At 63.5% G+C, this 14157-nt stretch carries 15 protein-coding genes; 10 read left to right on the top strand and 5 right to left on the bottom strand.

Annotation, left to right across the window (positions count from 1 at the left end):
* Positions 1 to 314: 314 nt before the first annotated feature.
* Positions 315 to 1316, bottom strand: coding sequence for a sensor domain-containing protein (locus tag RT460_RS10580; RefSeq protein ID WP_313318918.1), 1002 nt, complete (start codon positions 1314 to 1316; stop codon positions 315 to 317).
* Positions 1316 to 1678 carry a PadR family transcriptional regulator gene (locus RT460_RS10575; RefSeq protein ID WP_057628513.1) on the bottom strand — a complete coding sequence of 121 codons (363 nt, stop codon included), beginning with the start codon at positions 1676 to 1678 and terminating at the stop codon, positions 1316 to 1318. Before RT460_RS10575 ends, RT460_RS10580 begins: the two co-directional genes overlap by 1 nt.
* Positions 1679 to 1739: 61 nt before the next feature.
* Here RT460_RS10575 and RT460_RS10570 point away from each other — a divergent pair, with 61 nt between their 5' ends.
* From RT460_RS10570 to RT460_RS10550, 5 genes are all read left to right on the top strand, one after another.
* Entirely contained in the window at positions 1740 to 2738 is a 999-nt protein-coding gene (locus RT460_RS10570) for a peptidylprolyl isomerase (protein ID WP_313318928.1), read from the top strand.
* Positions 2739 to 2949: 211 nt separating this feature from the next.
* The gene (locus RT460_RS10565; protein ID WP_313318916.1) at positions 2950 to 3270 is read left to right on the top strand and encodes a metalloregulator ArsR/SmtB family transcription factor; all 321 of its coding nucleotides are present in this window, start codon (positions 2950 to 2952) and stop codon (positions 3268 to 3270) included.
* Between the two features lie 16 nt (positions 3271 to 3286).
* Positions 3287 to 4675, top strand: a complete 1389-nt coding sequence (locus RT460_RS10560; protein WP_313318915.1) for a DUF2867 domain-containing protein — start codon at positions 3287 to 3289, stop codon at positions 4673 to 4675.
* Positions 4676 to 4780: 105 nt separating this feature from the next.
* On the top strand, positions 4781 to 5182 hold the full coding sequence (locus RT460_RS10555; RefSeq protein ID WP_313318914.1) for an OsmC family protein: 402 nt from the start codon (positions 4781 to 4783) through the stop codon (positions 5180 to 5182).
* Positions 5183 to 5185: 3 nt separating this feature from the next.
* A complete protein-coding gene (locus RT460_RS10550) occupies positions 5186 to 5434 on the top strand; it encodes a hypothetical protein (RefSeq protein ID WP_313318913.1) in 249 nt (82 codons plus the stop codon).
* Between the two features lie 44 nt (positions 5435 to 5478).
* Here RT460_RS10550 and RT460_RS10545 read toward each other — a convergent pair whose 3' ends face one another.
* Positions 5479 to 6273: a DUF4349 domain-containing protein gene (locus RT460_RS10545; protein ID WP_313318912.1), complete on the bottom strand. Its 795-nt coding sequence runs from the start codon at positions 6271 to 6273 to the stop codon at positions 5479 to 5481.
* Positions 6274 to 6508: 235 nt separating this feature from the next.
* On the opposite strand from RT460_RS10545, the gene RT460_RS10540 reads away from it, so the two are divergent.
* The 5 genes from RT460_RS10540 (at position 6509) to RT460_RS10520 (ending at position 10594) form a co-directional block, all read left to right on the top strand.
* Positions 6509 to 8311, top strand: coding sequence for a DUF885 domain-containing protein (locus RT460_RS10540; RefSeq protein ID WP_313318911.1), 1803 nt, complete (start codon positions 6509 to 6511; stop codon positions 8309 to 8311).
* Between the two features lie 292 nt (positions 8312 to 8603).
* Positions 8604 to 9185 carry a TMEM175 family protein gene (locus tag RT460_RS10535; RefSeq protein WP_313318909.1) on the top strand — a complete coding sequence of 194 codons (582 nt, stop codon included), beginning with the start codon at positions 8604 to 8606 and terminating at the stop codon, positions 9183 to 9185.
* Positions 9186 to 9270: 85 nt separating this feature from the next.
* A complete protein-coding gene (locus tag RT460_RS10530) occupies positions 9271 to 9723 on the top strand; it encodes a hypothetical protein (protein ID WP_313318908.1) in 453 nt (150 codons plus the stop codon).
* 36 nt (positions 9724 to 9759) lie between these two features.
* Entirely contained in the window at positions 9760 to 10272 is a 513-nt protein-coding gene (locus RT460_RS10525) for a hypothetical protein (protein ID WP_313318906.1), read from the top strand.
* Positions 10273 to 10294: 22 nt separating this feature from the next.
* Positions 10295 to 10594 (top strand): hypothetical protein, encoded by a 300-nt coding sequence (locus RT460_RS10520; protein WP_313318904.1) that lies wholly within the window; start codon positions 10295 to 10297, stop codon positions 10592 to 10594.
* A gap of 189 nt (positions 10595 to 10783) precedes the next feature.
* Here RT460_RS10520 and RT460_RS10515 read toward each other — a convergent pair whose 3' ends face one another.
* Together RT460_RS10515 and RT460_RS10510 are read right to left on the bottom strand one after the other, a co-directional pair.
* Positions 10784 to 12616 (bottom strand): ABC transporter ATP-binding protein, encoded by a 1833-nt coding sequence (locus RT460_RS10515; protein ID WP_313318902.1) that lies wholly within the window; start codon positions 12614 to 12616, stop codon positions 10784 to 10786.
* Positions 12617 to 12964: 348 nt separating this feature from the next.
* Positions 12965 to 13918, bottom strand: a complete 954-nt coding sequence (locus RT460_RS10510; protein ID WP_313318927.1) for an autotransporter outer membrane beta-barrel domain-containing protein — start codon at positions 13916 to 13918, stop codon at positions 12965 to 12967.
* Positions 13919 to 14157: the final 239 nt, after the last annotated feature.

The raw sequence follows: 14157 nt of genomic DNA, 5'->3' as shown, positions 1-14157 counted from the left end.
CAGGGGCTTTCCTGGTAACGCCCCAAAAACGGCCCTCCCCCCAACCCCTCGCCCGCAAACGGGAGAGGGGCTGTGAGCAAAAGCGGAGCCTGTAGTGCCGAGCCATGCTCGGCAGGGGCTTTCCTGGTAACGCCCCAAAAACGGCCCTCCCCCCAACCCCTCGCCCGTAAACGGGAGAGGGGTTTTGAGCAAAATCGGAACCTGCAGTGCCGAGCCATGCTCGGCAGGGGCCTTGCCGACAATGCCCCACACCACGCACAACAAAGAACGAGGGCGCCATCGGCGCCCTCGTCTTCATGCACAACCCGCAGTACTTACAACCGCACCAGCAACTGCTTGGCAATCGCTCCGTGCAGCTTGCCGATACCGCGTGCCAGATGCAGCGTGCCGAACAGCAGCAGCACACCTACGGTGATCGATACCGGCCACAACCAGAACGCATCGCCGACGTTGACGCCATCGACCCAGATACCAAACGGGTGACCGAACACCAACGCCGCCATCGGCGCGAACATCAAGCTCAAGGCCAACGACAACAACGTCGTTGCCAGCGTGAAGTACAGCGTGCCCAAGGGCAGCATCAACACGAAATACAGCATCGTCAGCCAGGTGCGGCTGTCCGAGAACATCGCGCCGATGCGCTGCAACCAGCCCTGGCTGCGATCGGTGTAGGTGGGCCGGCGCGGCATGCGCACACCCAGCATGGTCTCGATGAGGCGTCCTTCCACCAGCGACAACACCCGCACCGAGCCCAGGAACAGCAGCAGGATCGGGATGCCGATGATCAGGATCAGCAGCGATACCGACAGCGTCAGCCCTGTCACCACCCAGGTGAAGAAGAACACGCCGGTTGCCAGCGACAGCAACATGTAGAACAAGGCACCGTAGGTATGCGGATCAAGCGCCACCCCGAAAAAGCGCGCCAGCAGCGAGCGCTGCGCCGGCTCACGCACCGGCGGTACCGCCGTAGCAGACTCAACCGATGCGGCTGTGGCTGCTGCCGCGACCACCGGTGTGGCCGCCACCCATCGGGTCGCCGGTCGCGGTGCACGCAGCGCACGGTTCACGGTGACCTCGGTTTCGCGATAGATCTCGGCCACCTCTTCCGGTGCGCCATAGCTGCCGGCGACCCCGGCAATCACCTCGGCCTCGCTCTTGCCCGGCTGCTCGGCCAGCTCAGAGCGCAGGTATTCCTCCGCGTCGTACAGCGCGTCCTGGATCATTGCCGGATCCGCACCGCTCAAGGCAGCACGCAGCTGTTCCAGATACTCGGGGATGGTCGTAGGCAGCGGTCGCGCGTTGTATTCGGTGTTCATCACTTGATTCCTTCCAGTACCGACTCGACCGAGTCGCGGGTGGCATTCCAGGCAGCGATCCATTGCCGCAGCGCGGCGCGACCGTCGTCGTTGATGCGGTAGTAGCGCCGCGGCGGTCCTGCCACCGATGGCTCGACATGACTTTCCAGCAAGCCGGCGCCCTCCAGATTGCGCAGCACCGGGTACAGGGCGCTCTGCTTGCCGCTCAGCACCCCATCGCCGACCCGCTCCAGCTCTTTTGCAATCAGATAGCCGTACAGCGGCTCCGGGGCCTTGGCCAACACCGCCAGCAACGCCAGCGATACCGTGCCTGTGCTCAATTCCTTCTGGAACTTGCGCAGATGCGCATCCAATTCGGTCATGGCCTTCGCTCCTGCCAACTAGCCTGAAGCAAATACTAGTGTTTAGTTCGCTATAGTGAATATGCCGGTAGTCACCCCTACCGCCGTCACGGCGCTGGCGGGCACGCCGCGCAATCGCGCAGAATCGGGCCACACCCAACTGGAATGCGCCCCGATGACGCTACGTCCCTGCCTGCTCGCCTTGGCCCTGTCGCTGGCTCCCCTGCCCCTGCTGGCGGCAGACGCCCCCGCCAAGTACCGCAGCGCACAGGAGATCATCGATGCCGCGCCGGCCAGCGACTGGCACAGCCCGGCAGCGGAGAACACCGTCTACATGGACCTGGAAGGCGGCCGCGTCATCATCGAACTGGCGCCGCAGTTCGCGCCCGAACATGCCGGCAACATCCGCACCCTGGCCAAGGAGCATTTCTGGGATGGCCTGAGCATCTACCGCTCGCAGGACAACTTCGTGGTCCAGTTCGGCGACGCCGATGCCGACGATGCCGCCAAGGCCAAGTCGATGGGCAGCGCCAAGACCCATCTGCCGGCGGAATTCCAGCGCCCTGCTGCGGGGCTGGATTTCACTGCCCTGCCCGACCGCGACGGCTGGGCCAGCAAGACCGGCTTCGTAGGTGACTTCGCCGTTGGCAGCGATGGTCAAAACGCGTGGCTTGCCCATTGCTACGGCGCCGTCGGCGCGGGCCGCAACAATGAGGAAGACAGCAGCCTGGGCGCCGAACTCTATGTGGTCACCGGCCAGTCGCCGCGCCAGTTGGACCGCAACATCACCCTGGTCGGTCGCGTGCTCAAGGGCATGGAACTGCTCAGCACGATCAAGCGCGGTCCTGATCCGATGGGTTTCTATGAGGACGCCGCGCAGCGCACGCCGATCAAGGCGATCACCCTGGCCAGCGAGTTGCCTGAAAGCCAACGGGTAAACCTGCAGGTCCTGCGCACGGACTCCAAAACCTTCGCAGATGCGGTAGAAGCCCGCCGCAATCGCGTGGACGGTTTCTACAAGCGCGCGGCCGGCCACATCGACCTGTGCAACATCCCGCTGCCGGTGCGTATCAACAAATAAGCCGACAGCTGCACCTGTAGTGCCGAGCCATGCTCGGCAGGCGCTTGCCCGGTAAAACCTTTGCCGAGCATGGCTCGGCACTATAGGTCGGTTGGTTTGGTCGGTAACGCCCCTACCGAGCGTGGCTCGGCACTACACGCGAACCTGCTTGACGCGACCGGGAAATCATGTAATTAATTAATTAACGAATTTGCTAATTAATTAAATAAAGATGCCCGCTGACCAGATCTTTGAAGCCCTCGCCTCACGCCCGCGCCGGGAGATCCTGGCCTACCTGTCGGCGCAGGAGCTCACCGCCGGTGAAATCGGCCAGCGTTTTGAAATGAGCGCACCGGCGATCTCCCGCCATCTTTCCGTACTCGCTGCCGCAGGCCTGGTCACCAGTGAACGCCGCGGCCAGTTCGTCTATTACCGTCTGACCCCCGACAACATGGTCAACACCCTGAGCCGGTTCGCCTTCGAGGTCTGCCCCACGGCCGGCCCGCTGCAACGCGAATCACGTCGCATGGCCAAGACAAAAACCTCCACCTGACACAACGAGGCATCGCATGGAACGCAACAGCACTCACCGTGAAAGCAGCTTTCCACATGTTTCGATCCGCAGCGCCGATGGCAGGCGTGCGGTTGAAGTCACCCTGTTGAGCCAATTGGACATCGGCAGCGGCGATGCCATCGCAATACGCTCCACCACGCTGCAGGCCAGCCACCCGCAGTTCAATGATGCGCTCGACGAGCCCTCGGTTCGCCTGTCACCGCCAGATCTGGCCGCCGGTGATCCAGCGGCGCTCTACACCTTTGCCGTGGGTCGACAGGGCCATCCATTCCACCGTCACGCCGCACCGCGCCTGTTCACTGCCATCAGCGGCAGCGGCGGTTGCCGGCTGCGATTTATTGCCGACAGCTCCAGCCACAGCAGCAACGTTGCATTGCACCACGTGGAGATTCCTGCCGACTGCCTGTTCACGGTGCGCATGGCTGCCAACACCTGGCACCAGTTCCAGCCGCTGCAGGACGATGCCCGGCACCCGGCACTGTTCGCCATCTCCTGCCATCCCGATGAAACCGCGGGCGCCCTGGACGATGCACTGCACGCCGAAGTCATGCGCGGCGAGGCCAACCTCGCCAGCCTGACCGAGCTGATGCCGGATGCCCTGCAGCAGGCAACCCAGGTTGATGCCGCCGCGCAGACCACCGTATTGCGCTTCAATACCCGGCACTGGCAGACACCCATGGCCGCGCTGTGTACCCATACCCGTCGGCTGATGGGGCGCGTTCGGCAACAACTGGCACCGTACTGCACACAACTGGGCAGCAGCGCTCGTCGCCTGCCGGCGTTGCCGGTACTTAGCCAAGCGTCGCTGTCGCAAACCTCGTTGCTGAGCGAACAGCTACCGCACTACCACCATCAGGATTGCGTCAGCCTGCAGCTCGATCGCCGCTGGCTGGGCAATGCCGGCACAGAGCAGCTGCTAACTGAGCTGTTGGCGGCATTCATTCAACAGCCCGCCGGCAGCGTCAGCGGCCTGATGCGCCTGCGCAATGTGATTGCGCGGCCCTTGGGGCTGCGTACTTCATCATTGGGCTGTCCGGTTTCATCGCTGCTGAGCGAGGCGCCAGCGCAACGTTTCGCCCAGCGCTTCCCGGTACTTGCCTCGGCGGTTACCGCCAACCAGGCGCAGGTTATTCTCGGTGCGGATGACCGCCACCTGCAGTTCCGTTCCTGTGTAGGCGTACAGCGCGAGGGCGACACGATCACCTTCCAGCTAGCCACTCGTGTCTACTGCCGCAATCTTTTTGGTCACCTGTACATGGGCCTGGTGGATCCGGTACATCGTCATTTCATCGCGCCAAAGATGCTGCGCACAGCTGTTACCTGCATGCTGGAAGACGCATTGTCGAATGACACCGCCGCAATGGGGACAGTTGCTGCCCGCTGAACCCAGCCGATTGTTCACGAGATGGGACGATCCGGCCAGCCAACGATGGCTACCCAGCCTCACCATCTGGCGGTAGCTTGATGGCACGTTCCACAGGAGATCCACATGGGCCACGTCACCATCGCATCCACAGGCAGCAACTACGCTCACAACATCAGCAGCGGCGTCCACAGCTTGGTGGCCGATGAACCGCCAAGGCTGGGTGGACAGGATGCAGGGATGGCGCCGTTCGACCTGTATCTGTCAGCGCTGGCCGCCTGCACGGCGATCACCCTGCGCATGTATGCCGAAAAGAAGGGCTGGGAGCTTGGGCAGTTCCATGCCGAGTTGAGCTCCAGTCGCGACGAGGCGGGCAAGCTGCTGGTACACCGCGTGTTGTCGGCCACCGGCGCGCTGTCCGGCGCGCAATGGGAGCGCCTGCTCGATGTGGCCACGCGCACGCCTGTCACCTTGGTGATGCGCGAAGGCGCCATCATTACCAGCGAACACCGCAACCTGGAGGGCTGAGGCATGTATACGATCGTGGTGCTGTGGGATGCCAACAACGCAGAAGTAACCCAATGGGACGAAACCCCATGGGTAGTGACCTGGAAAGACCGCGAGCTGTCCCTGCGCGCGGGCCCGCGCGAGCGCGTGGATGCCGACGGCAACAGCAGCCAGGTGGCGGTATACCTGCCTGACGAATTGAATGAAGAAGAGTTCCAGGAACTGTTTGCGCTGCACGAAAAGCACATCCCCGAACTGCACCTGCAAGGCTGAAACAAGCCGCAGGCGCGGCCGACGCCGCGCCTGCCTTCCCGGGCTTACTTCTTGTTGCGGCGGCGACGCCACCACAGGCGCACAAGCCACAACACGACACCACCGATCAGGATCACCGGCAGCAAGCCGGCCGCAATCCGGATCAGGTAGGCAAGGCTGGTGGTGAAGATCTCACCGAAATCACCGAAGGCCTGACCGATCTCGCTGCGGTTGCGCTGGCTGTTGGTGGACTCGATGTTGATGGTGACCAGCTGCGTATCGATGCGCCGGTGCTGCTGGGCGGCATCGCGATTGGCCTGCTGCAATCCAGCCTCGATCTCGGACAGCCGCTCGGAAATCGTCAGCAAATCAGCCACCGCCAGGTCGCGCCGTTGCTGGTATTCGATCAGGCGCCCATGCTCGGCCTTCAGCCGGTCCTGCATCAACTGGGTGTCGGCCACCTGCTGGGCCAGATCCTCGGCGTCGGTATTGCGCGTGGTCACCTCGCCCTTGTCGCTCGCCAGCGCGATCAGCGGCTCCACGCCCTTGGGCGCGATCCGCACCTTGATCAGGCCGCTTGGCGTATCGCCACCCTGCTGGGAGACATTGAGCACGGCACAATCACCGAACTTCGCGCTCTGGCAGGCATCCGCCACGGCCTTCACTCTCGGCGCGATGTCCTTGCCCGGCAGTTGCAGTTGCACAGTGTGCTCGTAGGCGAGGAAGGCGCCCTCCGGCGACTGCACCGCATCAGCGGCAACGGCGGCCGTCTCCGCAGTCATCTCATGCTTGGCGCAGCCTGCCAGCGCCAGCAGCGCACCCAGTGCCAAAGCCAAGGTACTTCCGTGCAATTGCTTCATGCGTCCGTGTTTCCGGATGATGGGGTGGCGGCAGCATAGCGACATGACTGAATACGAAGGCTAAAAATTTGTGCAGGGGCCTGTAACCCCGGCGCCCAACCGTTGCCATGGCCCCGGCTGCGCTGCGCTTACCCGGGCTACGGGCGCTTGGCACCGCTGCAACCAACCAACGGCATGTGCGGCCCGGCCCGACTCCCCCTATGCTCGGGGTTTTCCCTAAGCAACAGGAATACCGATGCGCAAGCACCTGCTCGCCGCCGCGCTGCTCGCCAGCCTGGCAGGCTGCCAGAACGGCGACGCCCCCACCGCCCCGTCCGCCACCACCGAGCAGGCCGGTCAGGGCCAGGCCGACGCCCAGTTCGCCGAGCTGTCGAAGAAGGCGCTGGATACCTGGATGCAGCTGTCCCCGGTCAGCGCCACCCAGATCGGCGACCACCGCTACGACAGCCAGCTCGACGACGTCAGCGCCGCCGGCCAGCAGAAGAGCCTGGAGGCCAGCAAGGCCCTGCTCGCTGAACTGGACAAGCTCGACGTCAGCAAGCTCGGCCGCGAGAACCAGGTGGACGCCGCCATCCTGCGCAACCAGTTGCAGTCGGACATCTGGTCCAACGAGACCATGCAGTCCTGGAAGTGGGACCCGCAGGTCTACAACGGCCTGGCCGGCAGTGCCATCTACGGCCTGATGGCACGCGAATTCGCCCCCCTGCCCGAGCGCCTGAAGTCGGCCACCGCGCGTATCGAGCAGATCCCGCAGATCTTCGCCGCCGCCCGCGCCAACCTGGACCCGGCACGCGTGCCGAAGATCCATGCCGAGACCGTGGCCAAGCAGAACCGCGGCATCCTCAGCCTGGTTGAAACCTTCATCATGCCCAACATCGGCCAGCTCGAAAGTGCCGACCAGGAGCGTCTTAAGACCGCCATCGCCAACCTGACCAAGGCGGTGGAAGAGCAGCAGACCTGGCTGGACAAGACCCTGGTGCCCAACGCCAAGGGCGAGTTCCGCATTGGCGCGGAAAAGTACGACCAGAAGCTGAAGTTCTCGCTCAACTCCTCGCTGTCGCGTGCCGAGATCGGTGATCGCGCCCGCGCCGAACTGAGCCGCGTGCGCAAGGACATGTACGGCATCGCCCAGGTAGTGCTGAAGGACAAGGTGGGCGCGCCGGACATGCCGGCCAACCCGACCGACGACCAGCAGCAGAAGGCCATCGAAGCCGCGCTGGAACTGGCCTATGCCGACAAGCCAGCCCGCGACAAGGTGGTTGACGATGCCAAGGCGGCGCTGGACCAGTCCACCGAATTCGTGCGCAAGCATGACCTGATGACCCTGCCCGACGCACCGGTCGACATCATCCTGATGCCGGAATTCCAGCGTGGCGTGGCCGTGGCCTATTGCGATTCGCCGGGCCCGTTGGACAAGAACCTGAAGACCTTCTACGCGGTCTCGCCGATTCCGGATGACTGGAACGACAAGCAGGTGGATTCCTTCCTGCGCGAATACAACAGCCGCATGATCCACCTGCTGTCCATCCACGAAGGCACCCCGGGCCATTACCTGGAAGGCTGGCACTCGGGCAAGTTCCCCTCCACGCTGCGTGCGGTGATGCGTTCGGGCCTGTTCGCCGAAGGCTGGGCGGTCTACACCGAACGCATGATGCAGGAACAGGGCTACCTGGATAACGACCCGCTGTTCCACCTGGTGCAGCTCAAGTTCTACCTGCGCACCATTGCCAATGCGATCCTCGACCAGGGTGTGCACGTGGACAACTGGAGCCGCGACCAGGCCATGCACCTGATGACCCACGACGCCTTCCAGCAGGAAAGCGAAGCCTCGGGCAAGTGGGTGCGCGCACAGCTCACCTCGGCCCAGCTGCCGACCTACTTCGTCGGTGCGCAGGAGCACTTCGACACCCGCAAGGCGGTGCAGGACAAGCAGGGCGCCAACTTCAACCTGAAGGCTTACCACGACCAGATCCTGTCCTACGGCGCGCCGCCGGTGCGCTTCGCCCGCCAGCTCATGCTGGAACAGCCGATCGAGTAAGCAGCGGCAATTGCGTGACCAAAAAGCCCGGGCATGTCCCGGGCTTTTTGTGGCCTTCGGTCACTAGCAACAGGCGACAGCGCAGGCGCTTGCCGCCCAAGGTAGCCCGGGTAAGCGCAGCGCACCCGGGATCGTCCGAGTGCAAACGGCAACATCTTCGGCCACCGGATTGCCGGTGGCGCCGCGCTTGCCCAGGCCGCAGTGACGGCCAGCGTCCACGAACACACACCGCAACGCCGCGCCATGCTAGGTTCCCGCGCAATCAGGGGAACGAACTTTACCGGAGCGGTTTATGGGCAAGGGGCGGCTTGAAGCGTTCAGCGACGGCGTAATGGCCATCATCATCACCATCATGGTGCTGGAGATGAAGCCGCCGGAGGGGGCTACGCTGGAAGCCCTGCGGCCGCTGTTGACCACCCTGCTCAGCTACATCCTGAGCTTCGTCTACGTCGGCATCTACTGGAACAACCACCATCACTTGTTGCAGGCCTGCCGCAAGGTCAATGGCAGCGTGCTGTGGGCCAACCTGCACCTGTTGTTCTGGTTGTCGCTCTTGCCCTTTGCCACCCACTGGATGGATGACTACAGCAACCAGCCGCTGCCCTCCGCGCTGTACGGCTGCATCCTGCTGGCGGCTGCGATTGCCTATTGGATGCTGCAGCAGCGCATCGTTGCCGCCGACGGCCCCAACTCGCCACTGCAGCATGCATTGGGCGGCGACTGGAAGGGCAAGCTGTCGCCGCTGCTGTATATCGCCGGGATCGGCCTGAGCTTTGTGCAGGTGCATCTGGGACAGGCCATGTATGCGCTGGTCGCCCTGCTGTGGCTGATCCCGGACCGACGCATTGAACGCGAGCTGGGCAACAGCCCCTGAAGCAACGCGGCGCGGCGTGCCCGGCTTTACACATCCAGCCCGCACATCAGGTAAAACCGCGGCATTCCCTTGCATTGGAAATGCCATGGCCAGCAAGTCCAACGGTTTCACCGCCGCCGAACAGGCGGCAATGAAGGAACGTGCGCGCGAACTGAAAGCCGAAGCCAAGACCGGCAAACAGAAGGCCGAGGGCGAGGCCGAGCTGCTGGCCAAGGTCGCCGAAATGCCGGCCGCCGAACAGCAGATGGCCCGACGCCTGCACGCCATTGTCAGCACCGTCGCCCCATCGCTGTTGCCCAAGACCTGGTACGGCATGCCCGCCTACGCCCGCGACGGCAAGGTAGTGCTGTTCTTCCAGGGCGCAAGCAAGTTCGGCGCGCGCTATTCGACATTGGGCTTCAACGACACGGCGATGCTGGATGATGGCCCGATGTGGGCCACCGCCTATGCACTTGCCGAGCTCACCCCCGAGGTCGAGAAGAAGATCACCGCGCTGGTGAAAAAGGCGATGCGGGTACGCGGCGGCAGCCTGCAATAGGCAGATGCAGGTTCAACCGCTATCGTTGGCTGCCCGATGGCGATCACGCACATGCGTTTCTGGAACTGGCTCTTCCCCCGCACGCCCCTGCAGCTCTCCAGCCCGTTGCCGCCCGAGCAGGCGGCACAAGCGTTGCGCGCGGCCACTGCGCGCGGCAATTTGACCGCCAGCGGCACCGTGGTTGGCAGTGTGCGTGGCGGCCGCGTACACCTGTACCACCGCACATTGCTGCGTAATTCCTTCAAACCGCATTTTCGCGGCCAGCTGCAGGGCAGCGCGCAGGGCAGCGTGCTGCGCGGGCGTTTCGCCCCGCCCGCCCTGGTCGTGCTCTTCATGGCGTTCTGGATAGGCTTCTGCCTGCTGTGGAGCGTGGTGACCGCCGTGCAGCTGGGCGCGATCAGCCTGATGCATATACCCGCATTGCTGCCGGGCCTGGGGATGATGGGTTTCGGCATCGGCCTGGTGCGCCTGGGCCAGCATCTGGCAGACAACGACCCGCGCATCCTTTCGCGGGTGATGCGGCAGGCGCTACAGTCCCCCACCGATTGAACCCGCATCCAAGGAAGCCGGCGTGTCCACCTCTCCCGACCCCACACTGGACCTGCAGAAACTGCAGTTCGAAGTGATGCAGCAACTCGAAGTGATCGCCGACGACATAAAGGCCGGACGGCTGGATGCCGCTGAAGGCGCAGCCAAAGCCAAGGCGCTCATCGCGGTGAGCGAACAACGACGTATTGCCATGTTCGATGCAGCGGTCAGCGCCAGCCAACGTCATCGCCGGCGCGGATGGATGCTGGCGGTGCTGGTCGTTGCCGCGATCGCAACGGTACTGGCCGGCCTGCTGCTGGTGCGCATCAGCAGCGCGGGCTGAGCCCCCCATCCCCTATAGCGCCGCGCCATGCTCGGCTGGGGCTTTCCCGGCAATCTCCCCCTGTAGTGCCGAGCCATGCTCGGCAGGGGCTTTCCCGGCAATCTCCCCTGTAGGGCCGCGCCATGCTCGGCAGGGGCTTTCCTGGTAATGCCCTTGCCGAGCATGGCTCGGCACTACAGGACGTGGGCCTCAGCTCTCGGCAGCAACAAAGCCCCCGGTCTGCCGCGCCCACAAACGCGCATACAGGCCGCCGGCTGCAACCAGCCCGGCATGCGTTCCGGTCTCAACGATGCGCCCCTGGTCCATCACAACCAGCCGGTCCATGCGCGCGATGGTCGACAGCCGATGTGCAATGGCGATCACCGTCTTGTCACCCATCAATTCATCCAGGCTGTCCTGGATGGCTGCCTCCACTTCCGAATCCAGCGCCGATGTCGCTTCGTCCAGGATCAGGATGGGCGCATCCTTCAACAGCACGCGGGCGATGGCGATGCGCTGGCGCTGGCCACCGGACAGCTTCACCCCACGCTCGCCAACATGGGCGTCATAGCCCTGCCGGCCCTGCCCGTCCACCAACGACTCAATGAAACCCTCGGCACGCGCCTTCACCACGGCAGCACGCAATTGCTCCTCGCTCGCATCGGGCCGCCCGTACAACAGGTTGTCACGGATCGAACGGTGCAACAGTGAGGTATCCTGGGTAACCACGCCAATCTGTGCGCGCAAGCTGTCCTGGGTGACATGGGCGATGTCCTGACCGTCGATCAGGATGCGACCGCTTTCCAGGTCGTACAGACGCAACAGCACGTTGACCAAGGTGGATTTGCCGGCACCCGATGGCCCCACCAGGCCGATCTTCTCGCCCGGCTTCACCGCCAGGTTCAGGCCCGCCATCACCCCACCACGCTTGCCGTAGTGAAAGTGCACGTTCTGGAAGTCCACCGCGCCCGCAGTCACCACCAACGGTTTGGCATCGGCCGCGTCCTGTACCGTCAGCGGCTGGGCAATGGTTTCCATGCCGTCCTGCACGGTACCGATGTCTTCAAAAATTCCATTGATCGTCCACATGATCCAGCCGGACATATTGTGGATGCGGATCACCAGCCCGGTGGCCAAGGTTATGGCGCCCACGCTGATCAGCGAGCCCTGCCACAGCCAAAGCGCCAAACCGCAGGTGCCCACGATCAGGAAGCCGTTGAGGATGGCGATCACCAGCTCCAGACCGGTGGTGATGCGGGTCTGCGCGCGGTGCTTTTCCGCCAGTTCCTGGATCGCCTCGGCCACATAGCGCTGCTCGTGCCCGCTATGTGCGAACAACTTGAGGGTGGCGATATTGGTATAGCCATCAACGATGCGACCCATCGCCCGCGAACGTGCATCGGAAGCAATCCAGGCGCGGTGCTTCATGCGCGGCACGAAGTACACGCCAATACCGACATAGGCGACCAGCCACACCGCCAAGGGCAGCATCAAGCGCCAGTCGGCCTGTGCGAACAGGTACAGCGCGGTGCCGGTATAGACCACGATGTACCACAGCGAATCCACCATCTGCACGGCCGACTCACGCAGCGAAGTACCGGTCTGCATCACACGGTTGGCGACACTGCCGGCAAAGTCGTTCTGGAAGAAGTTCAGGCTCTGTCGCACGACATGGTTGTGCATCAGCCAGCGCGAACGATTGCTCAGCCCGGGCACGATGGACTGATTGACCAGCAGGTTGTGCAGGGCCACCAGCACCGGCCTGGCCAGCAGCGTGATCCCGGCCATCCACAGCAACTCGCCGGCGTGCCGCTGGAAAAAGCCCGCACCGCCACCGTCAGCCAACATGTCGACGATGCGGCCGAGGAAGTCGAACATCGCCACTTCCACCAACGCCAACAGCAGGCCGGCGATCAGCGTGGCCAGCAGCACCGGCCACACCGGCGTGAGGTAGTGCAGGTAGAAACGCACCACACCGCGCGGCGGTGTGCGAGTGTCGACCGGCGGGAAAACGGGAATCAGGGATTCGAACCAGCGCAGCATCGCCACGGCCTGTAAAAACAGAACAGGCCGCGATTGTCCCATCGCGGCCTGTGATGTGTCTGTTCATTTGAGCAACCACGCAATCAGTGGGAGCACCCTGAGCCGCGCAACAGCAGATTGATCAGGCCACCGCCGCGTTAGTGAACAAGGTGACTTCGGTTACCCGGCTCACGACCCGCAGGCAAGCGCTCAGACGTTGCACGGCCGACCGTCATATGGATTTCCGGATGCTGCATTTACGCGAGGGACGCGCTCGCCCCGTTGGGACTTACGGTGCCCGTATCAACCGAACGCATATCGGCCCGGCAGTTGCGGTGGACCGTATCCCCCGCAACTGCCAGCCTCACCTCACCAGCCCAGCTTCAGCCCCAGCTGCCCACCAATCTCACGATGCTTTTCACCACTGCGCTGGTAGCCGAGCTGACCCCATCCGCTCCATCCCTTGCCAAGTTGCAACTGCACACCCGCCTTGGCTTCATACAGGCTTTTCGGCAGGTCATGATTGAGGCGCTCCTGGTCCATCGAAATGCTGGCAGTTGCCCCACCCGACCACCAGTTGACTGCAACGAATGGCTGTACACGGTTGTGCTCGTTGCCCAACTCGCGGCCATACAGGCGCGCCCCCAACCGCGTGGTGGTGTCGCGCAACCTGCCTGCGCGTACCAGCGTACCGTTGGACTCGCGCACATCGCTACTGCTGAAACCCGTGTGGACCACCTGCAACTGCGGCTCGACGTAGACACCATGGCGCTTCCCGGCAAGCACTTGGAACGCTCGCCCCGTTTCCAGCGACAACGACCAGGAGCGCGCATCATAGCGCTCCCGTCCGAGGTGGCTGCCCTTGACCGTATTGTCGAAACGAGCGTACTGCGCGACCACGTCAATGTAGGCACCCGGCTCGCCATCAGCATGCTGGAACCAGGTCCCGTAAGTTCCCGCTGTAATGCCCTTCACCGTACCGGTGGCGCGGTGACGAGAAACCAGTGACATGGCCTCGGTGGTGGTACGACCATAGCCGCCCATCACACCAGCGTGCAGAAGCCCTTGGCCCATGGAGAACCGTTTCTCTGCGCCCAACTGAACAACATCGGTCTGCAATCGCACATCGATCTGACGGCCGACAGTGTCCGCATTCAAGGTACTGGTCTGCGTACGCACCCACGCCGTCTGGCCGCCTGCTTCGGTATCGTCAGCGCTGAGGCTCGGCTCACCGATCCGATCATGCAAGGTGCTGCTGAACATTCGCAGCGCCGCAATCTGGTTGCCCAGATAGACACCCGGCTCTGGTCGCAGGACCGGCACAGGGGGAGTCACAACACCCGGATCTACGGGTGGCAGTGGATCTACCGGATCGACTGGATCGACTGGATCGACTGGATCGACCGGATCTACCGGATCGACCGGATCGACTGGATCTACCGGATCGACTGGATCGACTGGATCGACTGGATCTACCGGATCGACCGGATCGACCGGATCGACGGGATCGACGGGATCGACGGGATCGACTGGTTCGACTGGTTCGACTGGTTCGACTGGAT

Source organism: Stenotrophomonas sp., assembly GCF_032061965.1.
Lineage (GTDB): Bacteria > Pseudomonadota > Gammaproteobacteria > Xanthomonadales > Xanthomonadaceae > Stenotrophomonas.
Note: the sequence above shows the minus strand (reverse complement) of the source record. Positions and strands in the feature narration are given on the sequence as shown.